The organism is Pseudomonas sp. R9.37, from assembly GCF_963878885.1.
Classification (GTDB): domain Bacteria; phylum Pseudomonadota; class Gammaproteobacteria; order Pseudomonadales; family Pseudomonadaceae; genus Aquipseudomonas.
Map to the genome: position 1 here is coordinate 244,576 of NZ_CAWNZA010000022.1, position 22,339 is coordinate 266,914.

Consider the following 22,339-nt stretch of genomic DNA (forward strand, 5'->3'; position numbering starts at 1 on the left):
CAGGCTCTGGGGCCAAAACGAAAAAACGCCGCCACCGGGCTCGCGAGGGCAAACCGGATGTGCGACGTCTTTGTCGTGGAAGGGGCAACCGCCGTTGGTTACCTGTGGTGAATGCTTAGCAAGAGCTGCGCCAGATCAGCCGAGCAACTCGCTCATGGCGATAATCTGCTCCGCCACCTGGATCAGTTTCTGTTGGCGGCTCATGGCTTGGCGGCGCATCAGGGTGTAGGCCTCTTCCTCGTTGCAATGCTTCATTTTCATCAGCATGCCTTTGGCCAGCTCGATGCGTTTACGCTCGGCCAGTTGCTGGTCGCGCGCCTGGAGCTGGGCGCGCAAGGCCTGATCGCTTTCAAAACGGGCCATGGCCACGTCCAGAATCGGCTGCAGGCGCTGGGCCTGAATGCCTTCGACGATATAAGCGCTGACCCCGGATTTGATGGCCTGGCGCATCACGTTCGGGTCGTGCTCGTCGGTAAACATCACGATTGGCCGGGGCTGATCGCGGCTGACCAGTACCACCTGCTCCATTACATCTCGGCCAGGTGACTCGGTATCGATCAGGATCACGTCCGGGCGCACCGTTTCGACGCGCGCGGGCAGGTCGATGGTCAGGCCGGACTCATCGATCACCTCGAACCCGGCTTCGATCAATGCGGCCTTGAGGCGCCCGACCTTGCGCGGCGTATCGTTGATCAACAGGATGCGTAACATAAAGGTCGTCCTGTCAGCGCTGCGCTTGGTGGCTGGAGTGGTCTGCCATGGCGTGCAGTCGAAAGCTGCGCGCGTAGGCGGCGGGGTCGGAGCCGTCCCAGATTTTGCCGTCGATCAGTTGGCTGCTGCGCATGTCCGCTGCGTTTGCATTGACGCCGACGGCGGCAGCGGCCTGACGGTATAAAGCCAGTTGCTGCACGTGGCGGGCCACGCCCAGGTAGTCCGGATCTTCGCGCAGCAAGCCCCAGCGCCGAAACTGGGTCATGAACCACATGCCGTCGCAAAGGTACGGCAGGTTCACCTCGCCATCGCCGAAAAACCGCAGGGCATGTGGGTCTTGCCACTGGTGGCCGAGGCCGTCGTCATAAGCACCCAGCAGGCGTGGCTCGATGCAGTCGAGCGGTGCATCGAGGTAGTCGCGAGCACTGAGTAATTGTGCGGTGGAGCGGCGGTTTTCCTGGCTTTGCTCGATAAAGCGGCTGGCCTCGAGAATCGCCATCACCAGGATGCGCGCAGTGTTCGGGTATTGATCGACAAACGCCTGGGTGCAACCTAGAACCTTTTCCGGATGATTCGGCCAGATCGCCTGGGTGGTCGCCAGGGTGAACCCCTGGTTTTGCTTGACCGCGCTGGCACACCAGGGCTCGCCGACACAGAACCCGTCGATGCGCCCGGCTTGCAGGTGCGCGACCATCTGCGGCGGCGGTACCACCACGCTGTCGACGTCGTGCAACGGATGAATGCCTTGGCTCGCCAGCCAGTAATACAGCCACATGGCGTGAGTGCCTGTGGGAAATGTCTGTGCAAAGGTCAGTTTTGTGCGGCTTTGGTGCACGTGGCGGTCCAGTGCCTCAGGAGTGATCACGCCTTGCTGTTGCAGGCCGTGGGACAGGTTGATGCTCTGCCCGTTCTGGTTGAGCCCCATCAGAACGGCCATGTCGGTCGGCGCTACGCCACCGATGCCCAGGTGCACGGCATAGATCAGCCCATAGAGGCTATGGGCAGCATCCAGTTCGCCGCTGACCAGTTTGTCGCGCAGGTTGGCCCAGGACGATTGGCGCTTGAGGTTCAGCGTCAGGCCGTAGGGTTGCGCGAAACCCTGGGTGGCGGCGACCACCAGCGAGGCGCAATCGGTCAGTGCCATGAAGCCCAGGTCGAGGCTGCTCTTTTCCGGGGCGTCACTGCCGTTTACCCAGGCCAGCGAATGGTTCACCGGGTTGTTGCCGACCGAATCGTTCATCAACACTCACCTTTGCTCAAAAAAAAGCGTCGTAACCCTTGAGGGTTGCGCGGGTGGCAGCGCAAGTCATTGCAGGGAAACGACGCCATTGTCCGTAAGCCTGCTCCGACGTTGGTGCAGGCTTTGATACAGAGCCCGTAGCAAGGCACATGCCACGGAGATCCAGGCGCAGTCCGCCGTCAGCTTTCCATCAAGATTGAAACTCAGCCGCCTTCCAGTATGGCCGCCTCTTTGCGCCAGGCGGCGAGGAACATCCACGGTGTCTATCAATTCCCCAACCATGAGCCGTTACCGCAGGTTATGCCGTTGGCTGGTGGGCGGTGCATTGCTGTTGGCAAACGCGTGCGCCCTGGGGGATAGCTATCAGGCGCGGGATGAAAGCCTGCATACCTTTTTTACCGCGCTGTCGGTGCCCTTGGGCTTGCCTGTCGTTGTCAGCCGCGAGGTGGCGCGTAAAACCATCACCGGCCGATTCGACCTGGGGGCGGCGCAGCACACGCTGGAAACAGTCGCCGAGCAGCAAGGCCTGATCTGGTATAGCGACGGGCAGGTGCTGTACCTGTACGACGCCGGTGAAGCAAAAAGCTCGGCAGTAGCGCTGCGGCATATCTCGGTCGACAGGCTGCGCGGGTTCATGCGCCGTTCCGGGCTCGATGAATCGCGTTTTCCCCTGAGGGAAAGCGGCGGGCGAATGTTCTATGTGTCCGGGCCACCTAACTATGTCGACCAGGTATTGCACCTGACTCAATTGATGGACAAGCAGCGCACTGAGGTACGCGTCGGCGCACAAACCTTCGGCGTGGTGCAGGTGTACAACACCCACGTGGCGGATCGCACGTATTCGATGGGCGACGACCAGGTCAACCTTCCGGGTATGGCCTCGATGATCGAAGCCGTGCTGGCCAGCGAGCAAAAGAACGACACGCAACGCCCCCCGGGTTTACTGGCCGACAAGAGCCTGGTGGTGATGGCCTATCCGGATTCAAACAGCCTGTTGATCAAGGGCAAACCTGCCCAGGTGAAGGTGCTCGAGGAACTGGTGGCGGAGCTCGACAAGCCCAAGCGGCCGATTGAGGTGTCGCTGTGGCAAGTGGATGTGGAGCGCAGTGAATTCGCCAAGATGGGCGCAGCCTGGGCTCAGCAAACCGATACCGGGGCTTTCGTGACGCGCGTACTGGAACCTTTGGAAGACAACCGCTTGATGGCACAGCTCGGTGTGCTGGAGCGCCGACGCAAGGCCAGGGTCGTCGCGTTTCCCATCATCCTTACCCAGGAAAACGTGCCTGCGGTTTTCCAGGATAACCATACGTTTTACCTGCCACGGCCTGGCGACGATAAGGGTGATTGGCAGCCCGTGCGTTATGGCGTTGAAGCCAGTGTGCTCCCGCGCTTTGCCGGAGCGCATCAGATCGAGATGCTGGTGAACCTTGAGGATGGCCGTCAGATGGACAGCCAATTCAAGCCAGGCTCGGCAGGGGCGGTGGGGCGAATGGCCGTCAGCTCTGTGGTGCGTGTACCTCAAGGCAGACGCTTGTGGCTGGGTGGTTTCCACCGTGAGGGCGAGGCGCCCCGCCATGGTCGACGCGCGCAGGTACGGCTCTTTGTGATCCAGGCGCGGGCGGTCGGCAGTGAGCCGCGGATGTTGGCCGGTGCTGTCGGCCCGCCGCCGCTGACCCCTAGCCAATCTGAGCGCGTACAGCGTGCGTTTGTGCGCGAAAGCCGTGAAGTCCTTGAGTGACATAACCCGTTGGTCAGAGCCCTGAAACGCTTTGTGGTCGGCGACTGCGAAAAGTCCTACGTGGCGCCCGCCGAAAGCCTCGATTACATGGGCTTTTTCCTAACGTTGTTCGCGGCTCAGGTTTTTATAGTCGTGATGTTGGCGTATCGGCCGTTTCTGGAAACAAGGAATTCAATGTCAGTAGTCGGGTGCAGAGGTGTGCATGACCCTCGTGAATGATGGGCTGACGGCTGCCTGGGTGTTTGCCGGGTGGACCTTGCAGGGCGATGGCCGATTGATCGGCGAGGGCGCGGATATTCAGTTGCCGCCCAAGGAGTGGCACGTGCTGCGGCTGCTGTTGGCGTCTGACGGAGCATTGATGACCAAGGATCGTCTGCTTGAGTTGGTCTGGCCCCGAGGGGAGGTGGCAGAGGAATCGCTGACGCGCTGTATCTACGCATTGCGCAAGCAGCTTAAGAAGGACAAGGGCTTTATCAAAACAATTTACGGCAGGGGGTATCGCTTTACCTGTGCCGTGAAAGCCGAGCAGCGCGCAATTCTCCAGACGGGGCCAGGGCGCGTGCAACGCATCTGCTCGGCTTGTGGGCAGGTGACACATGATTAATCGATTGGGCAAAGCGTTGGTGTTGAGCCTGTTGATGGGCAGCCATCAGGCCTGGGCCGATTGCTGGGAAGAGGTGGCTAGCCGCTATGACCTCGAACCTGAGCTTTTGCAGGCCATCGCCGCCGTGGAATCGGGTTACCGTGCGCACGCCGTGAACGCGCTCAACAGCGATGGCTCCCGGGATATTGGCCTGATGCAGATCAACAGCATGCACTTGCCTCGCCTGGCCAAGCAGGGCATTACCGAAGAGAGGTTGTTGAGTGAGCCCTGTTTGTCGGTCGAGGTGGGCGCTTCGATTCTTGCCGGGTTTGTCCAGCGTTTCGGTTACAACTGGACAGCCGTGGGCTCCTACAACGCCGGCGCAGCACCTGAGCGTGAAGCGTTGCGTTTGCGTTACGCAGAAAAAATATGGGCGCGGTATGAGGCGTTGGTGGCACAACGTCATTGACGATTGGACGGCGCACCTCGCACCTGGCGCGCCACCCCGGCTATAATCGGCGCCACCTTTCGCCGCCATCCGAGTCTAGCCCGCCCATGTATACCCTGGCCCGCCAGCTGTTGTTCAAACTCTCTCCGGAAACCTCCCACGATCTGTCCCTGGACCTGATCGGTGCCGGTGGTCGTCTGGGGCTCAATGGCCTGGTATGCAAGGCACCGGCAAAAATGCCGGTATCGGTGATGGGACTCGACTTCCCCAACCCGGTCGGGCTGGCTGCCGGCCTCGACAAGAACGGCGCGGCCATCGACGGGTTTGCGCAACTGGGTTTCGGTTTTGTCGAAATTGGCACCGTGACGCCACGCCCGCAACCGGGCAACCCAAAACCCCGGATCTTCCGCCTGCCGGAAGCCGAGGCGATCATCAATCGCATGGGCTTTAACAACCTGGGCGTCGATCATCTGCTGTCACGGGTTCAAGCCGCGAAATACAAGGGCATCCTCGGCATCAATATCGGCAAGAACTTCGACACGCCCGTAGAGCGCGCCGTCGATGATTACCTGATTTGCCTGGACAAGGTCTACGCCCACGCCAGCTACGTCACCGTCAACGTCAGCTCACCGAATACGCCGGGTCTGCGTAGCCTGCAGTTCGGTGATTCGCTCAAGCAACTGCTCGAAGCCTTGCGTCAGCGCCAGGAAGACCTGGCCGTACGTCATGGCAAACGTGTGCCGTTGGCCATCAAGATTGCGCCGGACATGAGCGATGAAGAAACCGTGCTGGTCGCTCAGGCGCTGGTGGATTCGGGCATGGATGCGGTGATCGCCACCAACACCACCCTCAGCCGTGTGGGTGTCGAAGGGCTGGCGCATGGTGATGAAGCGGGTGGGCTGTCGGGCGCACCAGTGCGCGACAAAAGCACTCACATCGTCAAGGTGCTGGCGGCTGAGTTGGCCGGGCGCTTGCCGATCATCGCCGTGGGCGGCATCACCGAAGGCAAGCACGCGGCCGAGAAGATCGCCGCCGGTGCAAGCCTGGTGCAGTTGTATTCCGGTTTTATCTATAAGGGACCGTCGCTGATTCGCGAGTCGGTGGATGCGATAGCGGCTTTGCCAAAAAGGTAGGCCCGGCTTGTTGGCGATGGCAGGCCAAAAGTACACCTGTGAGTGCGTAGGCCATGTCGCCGTCGGAGCAATAAAAAGGGCTCCCTAAAGGAGCCCCTGGGCCGAAGCCCGCCGCCCTGATGGGGCGTGCGTGGTTAAGTCGTTACATATTCAAGGTGGTGTGTCGGATTAAGTGCCCTGTGTTAGCCGACGGCGTGAAGTTCGTTGAGTCTGTGGATTCCCGCAGTGCCAGTCATACCGTCCCAGTTGTCGCCGCGTCCTTCTCGCCAGCCGTTGATCCAGGCTTGGCGTACCGACGGTAGAGTAAATGGGCAAAGCTCACGGGATTTGCCATGAACGCCATATTGATATCCGCGTAAAAATGCTCTTTCCAACGGATCACGCTTAAGTCTTCTCATAGGGTGTTTCCCTCACTTGTTGACTGTCTTGATATCCTTCGGCCTCGTCTGAGGCCGGGCAGAGTTTTTCTGCCGTTGGTGGGCTCGCTGCCGGCGTGGCGAGCCAATGTGTCGGCGTCGTTACGGCGCCAACCTGTGTTGAGTTCTAACCAATAGGTCACATGGATTCAATGATCGTTTTGTCATAAGCACGTAACGATAACGATGCTATAGCCATAAGCTGGGATGGCTTTTCGCCCCTTTTATTGGGCAAAGCCAGCTATGATGTGCCCTGCATAGAGGATGGGTTTAATCCTTTAGTGAGAATGTCCGCCCGTTGCAGTCGGTTATTATTCGACGAAGGGTCGGAATATTTCTTTTTGTTGCAATCAATTATTTCTCTGCCCCGGAAATTCTGGCCCAAAGGCCCGGCAGCCGGGGTGGGACGGCACATTCGTGCCACGCGAGCACTCTTCGAGAAAAGTGCTTGATTAAAAACCGAGCCGGCGATGCGTCGCCTGTTCATTTATTGCTGAAAAGCCTGGAATGCCCCATGTCGGACCGTTTTGAACTCTTCCTCACTTGCCCCAAGGGCCTCGAAGGCCTGCTGATCGAGGAAGCCGTCGGGCTTGGCCTTGAGGACGCACGCGAGCACACCTCGGCCGTGCGCGGCATGGCCGACATGGAAACCGCCTACCGCTTGTGCCTCTGGTCGCGCCTGGCCAACCGAGTGTTGCTGGTGCTCAAGCGCTTCCCGATGAAGGACGCTGAAGACCTTTACCATGGCGTGCTGGACATCGAATGGGCCGACCACATGGTCCCGGATGGCACCCTGGCGGTGGAATTCAGCGGCCATGGTTCGGGCATCGACAACACTCACTTCGGCGCGCTGAAGGTCAAGGATGCGATTGTCGACAAACTGCGCACCCCGACCGGCGAACGCCCCTCCATCGACAAGATCAACCCGGACCTGCGTATTCACCTGCGCCTGGACCGCGGCGAAGCGATCCTTTCGCTCGACCTGTCGGGCCACAGCCTGCACCAGCGCGGTTACCGCCTGCAGCAGGGCGCGGCACCGTTGAAGGAAAACCTGGCGGCGGCGATTTTGATTCGCGCCGGCTGGCCACGCATTGCGGCCGAAGGCGGCGCGCTGACGGACCCGATGTGTGGCGTGGGTACCTTCCTGGTCGAAGGCGCGATGATCGCCGCCGACATGGCCCCCAACCTCAATCGCGAACTGTGGGGCTTCACCACGTGGCTCGGCCACGTTCCGGCGCTGTGGAAGAAGCTGCACACCGAAGCGACCGAGCGGGCTGCCATCGGCATGAACAAGCCGCCGTTGTGGGTGCGAGGCTATGAAGCCGACCCACGCTTGATTCAACCTGCGCGCAATAACATCGAGCGCGCCGGCTTGAGCCACTGGATCAAGGTGTACCAGGGCGAAGTCGGCACTTTCGAGCCGCGCCCGGACCAGAACCAGAAAGGCCTGGTGATCTGCAACCCGCCGTACGGCGAGCGTTTGGGTGACGAAGCCAGTCTGTTGTATCTCTACCAGAACCTCGGCGAGCGTCTGCGTCAGGCCTGCATGGGTTGGGAAGCGGCGGTGTTCACCGGCGCGCCGGACCTGGGCAAGCGCATGGGCATCCGCAGCCACAAACAGTATTCGTTCTGGAACGGCGCCTTGCCGTGCAAACTGCTGCTGATCAAGGTTAACCCGGACCAGTTCGTCACTGGCGAGCGCCGCACCCCGGAACAGCGTCAGGCCGAACGTGAGCAAGCCGCTTACGATCAGGCCCCGACCGAGCCGGTAGAACGCCAGTACAACAAGAACGGTAACCCGATCAAGCCAGCCCCGGCCCCGGTGGTTGAGCAGGCGCGCCTGAGCGAAGGCGGGCAAATGTTCGCCAACCGCCTGCAGAAAAACCTCAAGCAGCTGGGCAAGTGGGCCAAGCGCGAAGGCGTGGACTGCTACCGTGTGTACGACGCCGATATGCCGGAATACTCCATGGCCATCGACCTCTACCACGACTGGGTGCACGTGCAGGAATACGCCGCGCCGAAATCCATCGACCCGGAAAAAGCTTCCGCCCGGATGTTTGACGCCCTGGCCGCGATTCCCCAGGCGCTGAACGTCGACAAGAGCCGCGTGGTGGTCAAGCGCCGCGAGCGTCAAAGCGGCACCAAGCAGTACGAGCGCCAGAGTGCCCAGGGCAAGTTCACCGAGGTCAACGAAGGCGGCGTGAAGCTGCTGGTCAACCTCACCGATTACCTGGACACCGGCCTGTTCCTCGACCACCGCCCGATGCGCATGCGCATCCAGAAGGAGGCGGCCGGCAAGCGCTTCCTCAACCTGTATTGCTACACCGCTACCGCCAGTGTGCACGCGGCCAAGGGTGGTGCGCGCAGCACCACCAGCGTTGACTTGTCCAAGACCTACCTGGACTGGGCACGTCGCAACTTCTCGCTCAACGGTTTCTCCGACAAGAACCGTCTGGAGCAGGGCGACGTCATGGCGTGGCTGGAAGCCAGCCGCGATGAGTTCGACTTGATCTTCATTGATCCGCCGACCTTCTCCAACTCCAAGCGCATGGAAGGCATCTTCGACGTGCAACGTGACCACGTGCAGTTGCTCGACCTGGCCATGGCGCGTCTGGCACCGGGCGGCGTGTTGTACTTCTCGAACAACTTCCGCAAGTTCGTGCTCGAGGGCAACCTCAGCGAACGCTATGCGGTCGAGGAGATCAGCGACAAGACCCTCGACCCGGATTTTGCACGTAACGCGAAGATTCACCGGGCGTGGAAAATCACCGCGCGCTGATTGCTGCACACAGTTGGAACAAAAAAGCCGCAAGCCTGGCGTATTCCGGGCTTGCGGCTTTTTTGCGCTGGTCAAACAGTGGCCTCATGGCTATAACTTAAGCCCTAGCCAAAGTGACAGCCCCGCACGCTGGCGTTGTGAGTGTTGCCTATGCCGATGCATGCCGTACGCCCCAAAATCCTAGGCTTTATCAGTGAGCAGGCGTCGGCTTGGCTGGTGGCATTGGTGGTGTTATTGGCAGGTTGCGCGCTGACGGTGATTGTTGCCTGGGCCGCCGCCGATCTCTATCAGCAACAGGTTCGCCAGCGTTTTCAGCTGCTGGTCAATGAACGCTACAGCCGCCTGCAGGAGCGCTTCGAAGACCAGGAGCAACGCCTGGCCAGCCTGCAGCGCTTCTTCGTCAACTCAAGTGACGTGTCCCGCGCCGAGTTCGATGGGTTTGCTCAACCCTTGCTGTTGCGCGCCCGCGCCTATGCCTGGGCACCGCGGATTTTTCGCGATCAGCGCAAGCCGTTTGAACAGGAGATCTCGCGCCAGCGCGGCACGCCCTTTGCCATCCGTGAACTGAATTCGTCAGGGGAGTTGGCGCCTGCCGCCGAGCGCGATGAATACGTGCCGGTGTTGTATAGCCAAACCCAAAGCCTGCTGGGCTCGCCGCTCGGTTTCGACCTGTTGGCCCAGCCGCTTCGACGCTCGGTTCTTGAGCGTGCGCAAAAAAGCGGTGCGCCCGCGGTATCCCAGCCGATGCAATTGGTGGGTGTGGAGCCAGCCTATGCGGCCGGGGTTTTGCTGGTGGCGCCGGTGAGCAAGCTGGCTGAGGCCGAGCCCAGCGGCTTTGTGATGGCGGTGATCAGCATGCGACAGCTGGTGGCCGACGGTTTGCCCAAGCCGAACCGCGACAACCTGGTGATGCAGATCGTCGATACCTCCGACACCCAGCAGCGCGTGCTGTATGCCTCCAGCAATGCGGTGGGCGCCAGCGACCTTAGCGCCGCGCGCCGTCTGACCCTGGGCGACCATGTGTATGCCCTCACGTTGCGTGCCAGCCAGGTCTTCGATCAGGCCAACCATTCCTCGATGAGCACCATCCTGACCATGGGCGGGTTGCTCAGCTTGCTGCTCAGTGCCTTGTTGTATGTGGTGGTCAGCCAACGCCAGCGCGCGCTGAAACTGGTGGAGCAGCGCACCGTGCAGTTGCGCCTGCGTGAACAGGAGTTGCGCGGTGCGCACGGGCAATTGCGCAGCGTGCTGAATGCGGCCACCCAAGTCGCGATCATCGCCACTGACCTGCGCGGGGTAATCAACACGTTCAATGCCGGGGCCGAGCAAATGCTGGGGTACACATCCGACCAGGTGCTGGGGCGCATGACCCTGGAAAGCCTGCACCTGGCCGCTGAACTCGAGGCGCGCGCCACCCGTTTGAGCGCGGCCATGGGCAAGCGTATCCCGCCAAGCCAGGCGATGCTGGTGGAGAGCCCGGACCACCTGCACCAGGCGCGCGAGTGGACCCTGTTACGCGAAAATGGCAGCCCCTTGACGGTGAACATGCTCGGCACCGTATTGCTGGATGACCATGGCCTGTGGATCGGGCATCTGGCGATTTACCTGGATGTCACCGAGCAGAAACGCGCCTACGAGGCGTTGGCGGCGCGCGATCGTTTGCTGAAAAAACTCAGTGCCCATGTGCCCGGCGGGATCTTCCAGTTCACCCTGGAGCCCAAGGGCAACGGGCGTTTCATCTATGCCAGCGATGGCATGCGCGACATTTATGAAATCGAAACCGGCGTGTTGCACCAGGACGCGGGCAAGGTCTTCGAACGCATTCATCCCCAGGACGTCGAGCGGGTCCGCCTGTCGATACGCTTGTCGGCGTTGCAGCTGAGCCATTGGCGCGAAGAGTACCGCGTGCTGTTGCCACAACGCGGGCTGCGCTGGATTCGCGGCGAAGCCACGCCTGAAGAACTGCCGGGCGGCGGTACGCTGTGGCATGGCTACGTGTCGGATATTTCCGACCTCAAGCGGGTAGAGGAAGAGCTGCGCGCGCTGTCCATCACCGATTCGCTGACGGGCATTCATAACCGGCGTTATTTCCAGGATCGCCTCAAGGCCGAGATGCTCAGGCTCAACCGCGCCTGTGGGGCGCTGTCGTTGATCATGCTGGATATCGACCACTTCAAGCGCATCAACGACCAGTACGGTCACGCGGTAGGCGATGGGGTTTTGCAGGAGGTGTGCAAGCGCATCAGTCAGCGCCTGCGGCGCACGGATGTGTTTTGCCGACTGGGCGGCGAAGAGTTCGTGGTGCTGTGCCCGCACACTGATTGCGAGCAGGCGTACAGCCTGGCGATGGAGTTGTGGCAGTCGTTGCGCAGTGCGCCGATGGACACGGTGGGCATCGTGACTGCCAGCTTCGGTGTGGCCAGCTGGCGGATCGACGAGGGCATTGATGGGCTGCTGCTGCGGGCGGACTCGGCGGTGTATGTGGCCAAGCAGGCGGGCAGGGACCGGGTGGAGGCCGAGCGACTTAGGGCTTGATTGACAGGTTTTTCCAGACGTCGCGCATTCATGTGGGAGATGGCTTGCCTGCGATTGCAGCGTGTCAGTCAGCGAATTGGAGACTTATGCACCGCTATCACAGGCAACCCCGCTCCCACATTTGATCTGTGTTGCCTTTTAGAGCACCGGCGCAGCCGCCGCCAGCTTCGGCTGGCGATACAGGTCCAGCAGCACCTGGTCCAGCACTGATGAGGCGCCCCACGGTTTCGAATCGTTGAGGATCGCCACCACCACCCAGGTGTTGCCATTGTTGTCGCGGCTGAACCCGGCGATGGCACGCACGGTGTTCAGGGTGCCAGTCTTGACGTGGGCTTCGCCGCGCATGGCGGTGGTCTTCAGGCGTTTACGCATGGTGCCGTCGGTGCCGGCAATCGGCAGCGAGCTGATGTATTCCGCCGCGTACGGGCTTTTCCAGGCGGCTTGCAGCATGGCCGCCATCTCGCGGGCGCTGACACGTTCGGCGCGCGACAGGCCGGAGCCGTTCTCCATGACGAGGTGCGGCGCGGTGATGCCCTTCTTCGCCAGCCACTGACGGACCACACGTTGCGCAGCCTTGGCGTCGTCGCCGTCGGCATCGTTGCGAAATTGCGCGCCCAGGCTCAGGAACAGCTGCTGGGCCATGGTGTTGTTACTGTATTTGTTGATGTCGCGGATGATTTCCGCCAGGTCCGGCGAGAAGGCACGGGCGAGTACTTTGGCATCCTTGGGCACGGGCGCCTGGATATCGCGGCCCTGGATGGTGCCGCCCAATTCCTGCCAGATCGCACGCACAGCGCCGGCGGTGTAGGTGGCGTGGTCGAGCAGCGACAGGTAAGTCTGCGAACTGCAGCCATCGCCCAGTTGGCCGCTGACCGTCACGGTGACACTGCCGTCGGCGGCGGTGACCGGGCTGTAGCGCACGTCGCCGGTGCATTGCTTGGCGTTGGAGACTTTCACCTGGTTGTCGATGCGAATGCTGGCAATCGGCGGCTCGACCGATACGATCACGCGGCCCGAATCGTTGCGGGTCACGAAGCGCAGGGCCTTGAGGTTGACCAGCAGGGCGTCGGGCTTGACCAGGAACGGCTTGTTCTCGTCATTACCGTCGTCATTGAATTCGGGCAATTGCGGCTGGTTGAAGAAGCTGCGGTCGAGCACCAGGTCGCCGGTCACTTGCTGCACGCCATTGGCACGCAGGTCGCGCATCAGCAGCCAGAGTTTTTCCATGTTCAGCTTGGGGTCGCCGCCGCCCTTGAGGTAGAGGTTGCCGTGCAGGACGCCACCGCTGAGCGTGCCGTCGGTGTAGAACTCGGTCTTCCACTGATGGTTGGGGCCGAGCATTTCCAGGGCCGCGTAAGTGGTGACCAGCTTCATGGTGGAGGCCGGGTTCACCGACACGTCGGCGTTGAACACGGTAGGGGTACCGGGGCCGGTGAGGGGCAGCATCACCAGCGACAACGCGGTATTTTGTAGCTTGGCTTTCTGCAGGGCCTGCGCAACGTTGGGTGGCAGGGTGTTGTTGATTGGGGCGGCAGCGGCGGAGAAGGCCAGTGGAAGAAGAAAGCCGGCCAATAACACGCAACGAAAAGATTTGATCATAAGGAATAAAACCCTACTGCTGAGAAGGGTGAAAAAGGCGAGGGGTATGGAAGAAAATCCCTCATTGGTCACGAAAGTGTCGGCATTATGCCCCAAGGTGGATCCAGTTGTAGCTGAACGATAGCTGGTATTGCGCGTTTTTTTGCAGACAGATAGCCGCCTGTCCCAGAGAGTCGGGCAATCCTTGCCTTAAACTGCTAAAGTGCCGCCCGTTATTACTTATGAGGATTGTTCCAATGGCGACTAACCGTTCCCAGCGTCTGCGCAAAAAACTGTGCGTTGATGAATTTCAAGAGCTGGGTTTCGAACTGAACCTGGACTTCAACGAAGGCCTGAGTGAAGAAGCTATCGACGCTTTCCTCGAAGCATTCATCAAAGAAGCCATGGAAGCCAACGGTCTGGGCTATGTCGGCGGCGATGACTACGGTCTGGTTTGCCTGCAGAAGCGTGGCTCGGTCTCCGAAGAGCAGCGTGCTGCCGTTGAAGCCTGGCTGAAAACCCGTTCCGAGCTGACCAAGGCTGAAGTCAGCCCGTTGCTGGACGTGTGGTATCCGGAAAAGCCGATCAACGCGGCTAAGTGATACTGAAAAAACGGCGACCTTCGGGTCGCCGTTTTTTTATGCCTTGCGCCCGTTCAGAATCAGCAGCGTCAACACCCCCGCCACAATCCCCCAGAACGCCGAACCGATGGAAAACAACGTCAAGCCTGACGCGGTGACCATAAAGGTGATCAGCGCCGCTTCGCGTTCCTTCGGCTCATTCATGGCGATGCTCAAGCCGTTGATGATCGAGCCAAACAACGCCAACGCTGCAATCGACAGCACCAGTTCCTTTGGCAATGCTGCGAAGAGTGCCGCCAAGGTCGCGCCAAATACCCCGGCAATCCCGTAGAACACGCCGCACCACACCGCAGCGGTATAGCGCTTGTTGCGATCTTCATGGGCATGCGGCCCGGTGCAGATGGCCGCGCTGATGGCCGCCAGGTTGATGCCGTGGGAGCCGAAGGGCGCGAGCACCAGCGAGGCCAGGCCGGTTGCGGTGATCAAAGGCGAGGCGGGCACGGTGTAGCCGTCGGCGCGCAACACGGCCACGCCGGGCATGTTCTGCGAAGTCATCGCCACCACGAACAGCGGGATGCCGATACTGATGGTCGCCGCCAGCGAGAAATGCGGCGTGGTCCATACCGGCGTTGCCACTTCCAGGTGAAAGCCACTGAAATCCAGCAACCCCATCAGCCCCGACAGCACAGTGCCGAGCACCAGCGCGGCGAGTACAGCATAGCGGGGCGACAGGCGCTTGATGATCAGGTACGTGAAAAACATCCCCAGGACCAGGCCGGTGCGATGCTGCGCGGCGACGAAAATCTCGCTGCCGATCTTGAACAGAATCCCCGCCAGCAAGGCCGCCGCCAGCGACGCCGGGATGCGCTTGACCAGTTTCTCGAAGCTGCCGGTCAGCCCGCACAGCGTCACCAGTACGGCGCAGGTGATGTAGGCACCAATGGCCTCGCCGTAACTTACGCCGCCCAGGCTGGTGATCAACAACGCCGCGCCGGGTGTGGACCAAGCAATGGTGATGGGCGTGCGATAGCGCAAGGACAGGCCGATGCTGCACACCGCCATGCCGATGGAGATGGCCCAGATCCACGAAGAAATCTGCGCCGTGGTCAACCCGGCGGCTTGTCCGGCCTGGAACATCAGGACCAGCGAGCTGGTGTAGCCGGTCATCATGGCAATGAAGCCGGCGACGACGGCCGACGCAGAAGTGTCGGCCAACGGGCGCAAAGGCGCTTGGGTGGCGTCGTTCATGGAGAGGCGTTCCTTTTACCTGGGTATTTGCCGGTGAAGGCGCAGATTCAAGCCTAAACTCAAACGGAACTACTCGTTGCAATACAGCCAACGCAGCAAACAGCCGTACAGTGTGTTGGCGCATTGGGTTGTGTACAATGTGCCCTGTTTTTAGGTGATACTTGCCAGCAACCCGCGCTTGCCGTATTACCGTTAATTCGCCGCCGTTCTCCAAACCCGAGTGCCCATGAACGAACAGTTGCAACCTCTCAAGAAACAACCGCGAGCCGGCAAGGCCGGTCGCAGCGGAACCCAGGACGATATTGTCTACGCGCATATCTTCGAGGCCATCCTTGAACAACGCCTGGCGCCCGGAACCAAGTTGAGTGAAGAGGCACTGGGCGAAATCTTCGGCGTCAGCCGCACCATCATTCGCCGCGCGCTCTCGCGTTTGGCCCATGAAGGTGTGGTACTGCTGCGGCCCAATCGTGGTGCGGTGGTGGCGAGCCCGAGTGTAGAAGAAGCGCGCCAGGTGTTCCTGGCCCGGCGTCTGGTCGAACGGGCGATCACGGAATTGGCAGTGCAGCACGCCACGGCCGAACAGCTGGCCGAGCTGCGCCAGATGGTCAACGACGAGCGTGACAGTTTCTCCCGCGGCGACCGCGGTGCCGGTATCCGCCTCTCCGGCGAATTCCACCTCAAGCTGGCCGAGGCGGCGAAGAACGCGCCGCTGATCAGCTTTCAGCGCAGCCTGGTGTCGCAGACCTCGTTGATCATCGCCCAGTACGAAAGCGGCAACCGCTCGCACTGTTCCTACGATGAGCACACGCAGCTGATCGATGCGATCGAAGCACGCGATGCAACGTTGGCGGTGAACCTGATGATGCACCACATGGATCACATCGACAGCAAGCTCAACCTCGATGAGGAAAGCGCGTCGGATGATTTGCATGCGGTGTTCTCGCATTTGTTGCAGACGAAAAAGCCGGGTCGCTCGTCCGTAAAACTGTAAACCCGATCAAAAATGTGGGAGCGGGCTTGCTCGCGAAGGCGGTGGTTCAGTCTAAGTATCTGTTGACTGACACACCGCATTCGCGAGCAAGCCCGCTCCCACATTTGTTTTGTGGCGTTTGTTAGATCAGCGTTGGTGCACGAGATTGCCGGCTGCGTAGGTCTGCAGAACCGCCCGATCATCCCCCAGCGTCATCAACACAAACAGCGTTTCGGCAATGTTATTGGCCTGCTTCAAGCGATAGCTGAGCAGCGGCGTGGCGTTGTAATCCAGCACCAAAAAGTCCGCATCGGTACCCGGCTGCAACGTGCCGATCTTGTCTTCCAGACGCAGCGCCCGCGCGCCGCCCAAAGTGGCCAGGTACAGCGACTTGAACGGGCTCAACCGCGCGCCCTGCAACTGCATGACCTTGTAGGCTTCGTTCAACGTTTGCAGCAGCGAGAAGCTGGTACCGCCGCCCACGTCGGTGCCCAAGCCGACATTCAATTTGTGCTTTTCGGCCATCGGCAAGTTGAACAACCCACTGCCGAGGAAGAAGTTCGACGTCGGGCAGAACGCCACCGCCGAACCCGTCTCCGCCAACCGTGCGCACTCGTCATCACACAGGTGCACGCCGTGGGCAAACACCGAGCGCTCACCCAGCAATTTGTAGTGGTCATACACGTCCAGGTAGCCCTTGCGCTCCGGGAACAGCTCTTTTACCCATGCCACTTCCTGCAGGTTTTCACTGATGTGCGTCTGCATGTACAGGTCTGGGTATTCGCCCAGCAGTTGCCCGGCCAGCGTCAGTTGCTCCGGGGTGCTGGTCGGGGCAAAACGTGGCGTGACCGCATAGTGCAAACGGCCCTTGCCGTGCCAGCGTTCGATCAGCGCCTTGCTTTCCCGGTAGCCGGATTCGGCGGTGTCGGTCAGATAGTCCGGCGCGTTGCGGTCCATCATCACCTTGCCGGCGATCATGCGCAGGTCGAGTTTTTCGGCCGCTTCAAAGAATGAATTGACTGATTGCGGGTGCACGCTGCCGAACACCAGCGCCGTGGTCGTGCCGTTGCGCAGCAGTTCCTTGATGAAGATATCCGCGACTTCTTCGGCGTGAGCCTTGTCGGCGAACTGGCTTTCGCACGGGAAGGTGTAGGTGTTGAGCCAATCCAGTAACTGCTCGCCATAGGCGCCGACCATGCCGGTTTGCGGCAGGTGGATATGGGTGTCGATCAGGCCTGGCGTGATCAGCGCATCCTGATAATGAGTAATGTCGATATCGGCGGGCAGTGTCGGGAGCAAATCACTGGCGTGGCCCAGGGCGCTGATCTGGCCGTTATCGATCACCAGCAGGCCGTCTTCGAAATACTCATAGGAAGCTTCGATCCCCACTTCAGCAGGGTCGGCGATGCTGTGCAGGATGGCGGCACGGTAGGCTTTGCGAGTCAAAGGCATGTTCATCTCAATTGATAGCTTGGCTGCGGCGCGAGGCCGGCAGCAGTTTGGCAATGGGTTCGGCGCTCGCGGTGTGCTGGCCGAAATTGGCGTTATAGGTGGCGATGATTTCGCCGGCGATGGAGATGGCGATCTCCACCGGCAGTTTGCCCTTCACCTCGGTGAGGCCCATCGGGCAGCGCATGCGTTGCAGTTGCGCGGTGTCGAAGCCGCGATCACGCAGGCGGTGTTCGAACTTGACCCGTTTGGTTTTCGAGCCGATCAGGCCGAAGTAGGCAAAGTCGTTGCGTTTGAGCAGCGCGGCGGTCAGTTCCAGGTCCAGCGCGTGATTGTGTGTCATGACGATGCAGTAACTGCCCACTGGCAGGTCGGCAATTTCGTCGACTGGCTCCTCGCTGACGATTTTACGCACGCCCTGGGGAATGTGTTCCGGAAACTCCTGGTCGCGGGAATCGATCCAGCGCACTCGGCACGGCAGGCTTGCCAACAGCGGCACCAAGGCGCGGCCGACATGGCCGGCGCCGAACACTGCAATGTGCGCCTGCACCTGGCCCATGGGTTCGAACAGCAGCACCGTCACACCGCCGCAGCACTGGCCCAGGCTTGCACCAAGGCTGAAGCGCTCCAGATGGGTGTTTTGCTGGCCGCGCACGAGCATGTCGCGGGCGATCTGCATCGCCTTGTATTCCAGGTGCCCGCCACCAATGGTGTCGAAGGTCTGCGCGGCGCTGATCACCATCTTCGAGCCGGCATTGCGCGGCGTGGAGCCGAGCTCTTCGATGATGGTCACCAGCACGCAGGGTTCACCCTGGTTCTGCAGGTCGGCGAGGGCGCTGATCCAGTTGTTCATAGTCACCTCTTGTGGCGTCTGTCAGGCCGCTATCGGGGGCAAGCCCTCTCCCACATTTTGATGTGTGAACACCATCAAATGTGGGAGCTGGCTTGCCTGCGATGGCAGCACCTCGGTCCTAGAGCGAAGCCATCTCGGTTTCAGCCTCAACAGCCTTTGCCGCCTGCAACTGCCGCATCTGCTCGCACCCCCACAACACCCGCTCGGGTGTGGCCGGTGCATCAATCCTGGGCTGATGGCGATACTCACCCACACTCGCCACGGCATCCTTGATGGCGCACCACGAGGCAATCCCGAGCATGAACGGCGGCTCACCCACGGCCTTGGAATGGAACACCGTGTCCTCCGGGTTCTTGCGGTTTTCCACCAGCTTCACGCGTAAGTCCAGGGGCATGTCAGCCACTGCCGGGATCTTGTAACTGGCCGGGCCGTTGGTCATCAGCTTGCCTTTGTTGTTCCACACCAGCTCTTCCATCGTCAGCCAGCCCATGCCCTGGATAAAGCCGCCTTCCACCTGGCCGATGTCGATGGCCGGGTTCAGCGAGGCGCCCACGTCGTGCAGGATGTCGGTGCGCAACATTTTGTATTCGCCAGTGAGGGTGTCGACGATCACTTCGCAGCAGGCTGCGCCGAACGCGAAGTAATAGAACGGCCGGCCCCGCGCCTGGCTGCGGTCGTAGAAGATTTTGGGGGTCTTGTAGAAACCGGTGCTCGACAGCGAGACCTGGGCGAAATACGCCTGCTGGATCAGGCTCTCAAAGGTCAGGATTTGGTCGCGTACGCGCACGTGACCATTGTGAAATTCCACATCGGCTTCACTCACGTCGTACTTGCGTGCGGCAAATTCCACCAGGCGCTGCTTGATGGTTTCGGCGGCGTTCTGCGCAGCCTTGCCGTTCAGGTCGGCACCGCTGGACGCGGCGGTGGGCGAGGTGTTGGGCACTTTATCGGTGTTGGTGGCGGTGATCTGCACGCGGTCGATGTCGACCTGGAACACTTCGGCCACCACTTGCGCGACCTTGGTGTTCAAGCCCTGGCCCATCTCGGTGCCGCCGTGGTTCAAATGGATGCTGCCGTCGGTGTAGATGTGGATCAGCGCACCGGCCTGGTTCAGGAAGCTGGCGGTAAACGAAATACCGAACTTCACCGGCGTCAGCGCCAGGCCTTTTTTCAGGATCGGGCTGTGGGCGTTGTACAGGCGGATGGCTTCGCGGCGCTCGGCGTATTGGCTGCTGGCTTCAAGTTCGGCGGTCATCTCTTCGAGCATGTTGTGCTCGACGGTCTGGTAGTAGTGCGTGACGTTGCGCTCGGTCTTGCCGTAGTAATTGACCTTGCGCACCGCCAAGGGGTCCAGACCCAGGTGCCGAGCGATGGCGTCCATCACTTCCTCGATGGCGACCATACCTTGTGGCCCACCGAAGCCGCGATACGCGGTGTTGGAAGCTGTGTTGGTCTTGCAACGATGACCATTAACGGTGGCGTCGCCCAGGTAATACGAATTGTCGGCGTGGAACATCGCGCGGTCGACAATCGAGTTCGACAAGTCCGGCGAGCAGCCACAGTTACCCGCCAGTTCCAGATTGATCCCGTGCAGGCGACCCGTGTCGTCAAAGCCCACGTCGTATTCGATATAGAAGGGGTGGCGCTTGCCGGTCATCAGCATGTCTTCGACGCGCGGCAGGCGCATTTTGGTCGGCTGGCCGGTGAGGCGCGCAACCACCGCGCACAGGCACGCGGGGCTGGCGGCCTGGGTTTCCTTGCCGCCGAAACCGCCGCCCATGCGGCGCATGTCGACGACGATTTTGTTCATCGACACGTCCAGCACTTCAGCCACCAGCTTCTGCACTTCGGTGGGGTTTTGCGTGGAGCAGTAGACAATCATGCCGCCGTCTTCGGTGGGCATCACCGACGAGATCTGGGTTTCCAGGTAGAAGTGTTCCTGGCCGCCGATGTGCAGCGTGCCCTGGATACGGTGTTTCGCCGTGGCCAGCGCGCCCGCCGAGTCGCCGCGCTGGTGAGTGTGGCTGTCGAGCACGAAATGCTTGTTGCGAAAGGCCTCGACCACGTCCAGCACCGGCTCCAGGTCTTCGTATTCGATCACCGCCGCCATGGCCGCTTTGCGTGCGGTTTCCAGGTCGCGGGCGGCGACGGCCAACACCACCTGGCCGACAAACTGCACCGTGTCGATGGCCAGCAGCGGGTCGCCGGGCATCAGCGGGCCGATGTCTTTCAGGCCCGGCACGTCTTCGTGGGTGATCGCGATGCGCACGCCGTCAAAGGCGTAGCAAGGCGCGGTGTCGATGCTGAGGATGCGGGCGTGGGCGCGGTCGGACATGCGCGCATACAGGTGCAGTTGGTTGGGGAATTCCAGGCGGTCATCGATGTACTGCGCCTCGCCGGACACATGCTTGGCGGCGCTGTCGTGCTTGACGCTGCGGCCGACCCCGGAGGTCAGGTCCTGGGCGAACAGCTCGGCGAGTTCGGCCTGGGTTTTAACGACGGCGTGATGGTTAGACATAAGCGGTCACCCGAGTCTCGATGTGCGGCGTTTGCAGTTCGATGAAGTATTTGCGCAGCAGGTTTTGCGCGCTCAGCAGGCGGTATTCCTTGCTGGCGCGAAAGTCCGACAGCGGGGTGAAATCCGCGGCCAGGGCGGCGCAGGCTTTCTCCACCGTCGCGGCGTTCCAGGTGGCGCCAACCAGCACGGCTTCGCAGCTTTTCGCGCGTTTGGGCGTGGCTGCCATACCGCCGAAGGCGACGCGGGCCTCGTTGATCACGCCGTTCTCGATCTTCAGGTTGAAGGCGGCGCACACCGCAGAAATATCATCGTCCAGGCGCTTGGACACCTTGTAGGCACGGAACAGTGTGTGGCCCTTGGGCACGATGATTTTCTCGATGAACTCGCTGTCCTGGCGCGCGGTGACGCGGTAGTCGATGAAGTAGTCTTCCAGCGCCAGGGTGCGGCGCACGTTGCCTTTGCACAGCACGATCTGTGCACCCAGGGCGATCAGCAGCGGCGGTGAATCGCCAATCGGCGAGGCGTTGCCGATGTTGCCGCCCAAGGTGCCCTGGTTGCGGATTTGCAGGGAGGCGAAGCGGTGCAGCAAGTCGCCGAAGTCCGGGTACTCGTGGTGCAGCGCGGTGTAGCAGTCGGAGAGGGCGGTGGCGGCACCGATTTCCAGGCGGTCATCGAAGCGTTCGATGCGCTTCATTTCGTCGATATTGCCGACGTAGATCATCACCGGCAGTGTGCGATGAAACTGCGTGACTTCCAGCGCCAGGTCAGTGCCGCCGGCCAGCAGCCGGGCTTGCGGGTAGGCGTCGTAGAGGTCGGCGAGGTCGGCGACGGTCAGCGGCACCAGGCAGCGTTTGTCGCCACTGTTGAGTTCGCCGGTCTGCGTTGGCGCGATGGCTTTGAGGCGGGCGATGGTCTCGGCCTGGCGGCTGTCGAACTGGTCTACGGGTTTGTTGCAGCAGGCCTGTTCGGCGGCGGCCAGGATCGGGCGGTAGCCGGTGCAACGGCACAAATTGCCGGCCAGCGCTTCGTGGGCTTTTTGGCTGTCGGGCGCGTCGCTGTTCTTTTGCAGGGCAAACAACGACATCACAAAGCCCGGTGTGCAAAAGCCACATTGCGAGCCGTGGCACTCGACCATGGCTTTTTGCACGCTGTGCAATTGGCCTTGGTGCTTGAGATCTTCAACGCTGATCAGCTGTTTACCGTGCAGCGACGACACAAAGGTCAGGCACGAGTTGAGGCTGCGATAACGAATCTGCTCGGCACCTTGTTCATCGTGGTGCAATTCGCCGACCACCACGGTGCATGCCCCGCAATCGCCGCTGGCGCAGCCTTCCTTGGTACCGGATTTGCCCAGGTGCTCACGCAGATAGTTGAGCACGGTCAGGTTGGGGTCCAGGGCGTGCTCACTACGGAGTTCCTGGTTGAGTAAAAACTGGATCACGGAAGGCCTCGCAGACTCATTATTGTTGTTAACCGCTTTGCGCCGAATCTAGTCATGTCTGACTTTTCGGTCAACGATTTTCTGACCAGAAGGTCAAGAAATTGCGGTCACAACACTT

General features: G+C 60.9%; 17 protein-coding genes. 8 read left to right on the top strand and 9 right to left on the bottom strand.

Translation table 11 applies throughout. The annotated features are described in order from the left end of the window. Positions 1-135: 135 nt before the first annotated feature. Positions 136-711, bottom strand: coding sequence for an ANTAR domain-containing response regulator (locus AACU78_RS13375; protein ID WP_083357333.1), 576 nt, complete (start codon positions 709-711; stop codon positions 136-138). A gap of 13 nt (positions 712-724) precedes the next feature. Then, positions 725-1,951, bottom strand: coding sequence for a CmpA/NrtA family ABC transporter substrate-binding protein (locus tag AACU78_RS13380; protein ID WP_106576310.1), 1,227 nt, complete (start codon positions 1,949-1,951; stop codon positions 725-727). Positions 1,952-2,210: 259 nt separating this feature from the next. On the opposite strand from AACU78_RS13380, the gene sctC reads away from it, so the two are divergent. The 4 genes from sctC (at position 2,211) to AACU78_RS13400 (ending at position 5,853) form a co-directional block, all read left to right on the top strand. Continuing rightward, positions 2,211-3,689: a type III secretion system outer membrane ring subunit SctC gene (gene sctC, locus AACU78_RS13385; RefSeq protein WP_106576311.1), complete on the top strand. Its 1,479-nt coding sequence runs from the start codon at positions 2,211-2,213 to the stop codon at positions 3,687-3,689. A 202-nt stretch (positions 3,690-3,891) separates the two neighbouring features. Then, a complete protein-coding gene (locus tag AACU78_RS13390; RefSeq protein ID WP_106576312.1) occupies positions 3,892-4,293 on the top strand; it encodes a winged helix-turn-helix domain-containing protein in 402 nt (133 codons plus the stop codon). After that, positions 4,286-4,741: a transglycosylase SLT domain-containing protein gene (locus AACU78_RS13395; protein ID WP_106576313.1), complete on the top strand. Its 456-nt coding sequence runs from the start codon at positions 4,286-4,288 to the stop codon at positions 4,739-4,741. The genes AACU78_RS13390 and AACU78_RS13395 overlap by 8 nt, the downstream gene beginning before the upstream one ends. An 86-nt stretch (positions 4,742-4,827) precedes the next feature. Then, the gene (locus tag AACU78_RS13400) at positions 4,828-5,853 is read left to right on the top strand and encodes a quinone-dependent dihydroorotate dehydrogenase (RefSeq protein ID WP_106576314.1); all 1,026 of its coding nucleotides are present in this window, start codon (positions 4,828-4,830) and stop codon (positions 5,851-5,853) included. Between the two features lie 182 nt (positions 5,854-6,035). Here AACU78_RS13400 and rmf read toward each other — a convergent pair whose 3' ends face one another. After that, on the bottom strand, positions 6,036-6,251 hold the full coding sequence (gene rmf, locus AACU78_RS13405; protein WP_002553055.1) for a ribosome modulation factor: 216 nt from the start codon (positions 6,249-6,251) through the stop codon (positions 6,036-6,038). 532 nt (positions 6,252-6,783) lie between these two features. On the opposite strand from rmf, the gene rlmKL reads away from it, so the two are divergent. Next, on the top strand, positions 6,784-9,048 hold the full coding sequence (rlmKL, locus tag AACU78_RS13410) for a bifunctional 23S rRNA (guanine(2069)-N(7))-methyltransferase RlmK/23S rRNA (guanine(2445)-N(2))-methyltransferase RlmL (protein ID WP_106576315.1): 2,265 nt from the start codon (positions 6,784-6,786) through the stop codon (positions 9,046-9,048). A gap of 150 nt (positions 9,049-9,198) precedes the next feature. After that, a complete protein-coding gene (locus AACU78_RS13415; RefSeq protein WP_106576316.1) occupies positions 9,199-11,583 on the top strand; it encodes a sensor domain-containing diguanylate cyclase in 2,385 nt (794 codons plus the stop codon). Between the two features lie 138 nt (positions 11,584-11,721). Here AACU78_RS13415 and dacB read toward each other — a convergent pair whose 3' ends face one another. Then, a complete protein-coding gene (gene dacB / locus AACU78_RS13420; RefSeq protein WP_106576317.1) occupies positions 11,722-13,182 on the bottom strand; it encodes a D-alanyl-D-alanine carboxypeptidase/D-alanyl-D-alanine endopeptidase in 1,461 nt (486 codons plus the stop codon). Positions 13,183-13,418: 236 nt separating this feature from the next. Between dacB and AACU78_RS13425 the strand changes: the two genes are divergently transcribed. Beyond that, positions 13,419-13,763 (top strand): YggL family protein, encoded by a 345-nt coding sequence (locus AACU78_RS13425; protein WP_003193255.1) that lies wholly within the window; start codon positions 13,419-13,421, stop codon positions 13,761-13,763. A gap of 36 nt (positions 13,764-13,799) precedes the next feature. Here the strand turns inward: AACU78_RS13425 and AACU78_RS13430 are convergent, their stop codons facing one another. Then, positions 13,800-14,990, bottom strand: a complete 1,191-nt coding sequence (locus AACU78_RS13430; protein ID WP_106576318.1) for a benzoate/H(+) symporter BenE family transporter — start codon at positions 14,988-14,990, stop codon at positions 13,800-13,802. A 226-nt stretch (positions 14,991-15,216) separates the two neighbouring features. Between AACU78_RS13430 and AACU78_RS13435 the strand changes: the two genes are divergently transcribed. Beyond that, the gene (locus tag AACU78_RS13435) at positions 15,217-15,981 is read left to right on the top strand and encodes a GntR family transcriptional regulator (RefSeq protein ID WP_017134778.1); all 765 of its coding nucleotides are present in this window, start codon (positions 15,217-15,219) and stop codon (positions 15,979-15,981) included. A 126-nt stretch (positions 15,982-16,107) separates the two neighbouring features. Here the strand turns inward: AACU78_RS13435 and guaD are convergent, their stop codons facing one another. The 4 genes from guaD to xdhA form a co-directional block, all read right to left on the bottom strand. Next, the gene (gene guaD / locus AACU78_RS13440) at positions 16,108-17,412 is read right to left on the bottom strand and encodes a guanine deaminase (RefSeq protein WP_106576710.1); all 1,305 of its coding nucleotides are present in this window, start codon (positions 17,410-17,412) and stop codon (positions 16,108-16,110) included. 7 nt (positions 17,413-17,419) lie between these two features. Beyond that, positions 17,420-18,262, bottom strand: a complete 843-nt coding sequence (xdhC, locus tag AACU78_RS13445; RefSeq protein WP_106576319.1) for a xanthine dehydrogenase accessory protein XdhC — start codon at positions 18,260-18,262, stop codon at positions 17,420-17,422. A gap of 118 nt (positions 18,263-18,380) precedes the next feature. Next, complete coding sequence (gene xdhB / locus AACU78_RS13450; protein ID WP_106576320.1) at positions 18,381-20,780, bottom strand: xanthine dehydrogenase molybdopterin binding subunit; 2,400 nt, start codon at positions 20,778-20,780, stop codon at positions 18,381-18,383. Beyond that, positions 20,773-22,221, bottom strand: a complete 1,449-nt coding sequence (xdhA, locus tag AACU78_RS13455) for a xanthine dehydrogenase small subunit (RefSeq protein ID WP_106576321.1) — start codon at positions 22,219-22,221, stop codon at positions 20,773-20,775. Before xdhA ends, xdhB begins: the two co-directional genes overlap by 8 nt. Between the last annotated feature and the right edge of the window lie 118 nt (positions 22,222-22,339).

Coding starts and splice junctions, on each gene's coding strand:
- AACU78_RS13375 (WP_083357333.1), bottom strand. CDS start 711: ATGTTACGCATCCTGTTGATCAACGATACGCCGCGCAAGGTCGGGCGC.
- AACU78_RS13380 (WP_106576310.1), bottom strand. CDS start 1,951: ATGAACGATTCGGTCGGCAACAACCCGGTGAACCATTCGCTGGCCTGG.
- AACU78_RS13390 (WP_106576312.1), top strand. CDS start 3,892: ATGACCCTCGTGAATGATGGGCTGACGGCTGCCTGGGTGTTTGCCGGG.
- AACU78_RS13395 (WP_106576313.1), top strand. CDS start 4,286: ATGATTAATCGATTGGGCAAAGCGTTGGTGTTGAGCCTGTTGATGGGC.
- AACU78_RS13400 (WP_106576314.1), top strand. CDS start 4,828: ATGTATACCCTGGCCCGCCAGCTGTTGTTCAAACTCTCTCCGGAAACC.
- rmf (WP_002553055.1), bottom strand. CDS start 6,251: ATGAGAAGACTTAAGCGTGATCCGTTGGAAAGAGCATTTTTACGCGGA.
- rlmKL (WP_106576315.1), top strand. CDS start 6,784: ATGTCGGACCGTTTTGAACTCTTCCTCACTTGCCCCAAGGGCCTCGAA.
- AACU78_RS13415 (WP_106576316.1), top strand. CDS start 9,199: ATGCCGATGCATGCCGTACGCCCCAAAATCCTAGGCTTTATCAGTGAG.
- dacB (WP_106576317.1), bottom strand. CDS start 13,182: ATGATCAAATCTTTTCGTTGCGTGTTATTGGCCGGCTTTCTTCTTCCA.
- AACU78_RS13425 (WP_003193255.1), top strand. CDS start 13,419: ATGGCGACTAACCGTTCCCAGCGTCTGCGCAAAAAACTGTGCGTTGAT.
- AACU78_RS13430 (WP_106576318.1), bottom strand. CDS start 14,990: ATGAACGACGCCACCCAAGCGCCTTTGCGCCCGTTGGCCGACACTTCT.
- AACU78_RS13435 (WP_017134778.1), top strand. CDS start 15,217: ATGAACGAACAGTTGCAACCTCTCAAGAAACAACCGCGAGCCGGCAAG.
- guaD (WP_106576710.1), bottom strand. CDS start 17,412: ATGCCTTTGACTCGCAAAGCCTACCGTGCCGCCATCCTGCACAGCATC.
- xdhC (WP_106576319.1), bottom strand. CDS start 18,262: ATGAACAACTGGATCAGCGCCCTCGCCGACCTGCAGAACCAGGGTGAA.
- xdhB (WP_106576320.1), bottom strand. CDS start 20,780: ATGTCTAACCATCACGCCGTCGTTAAAACCCAGGCCGAACTCGCCGAG.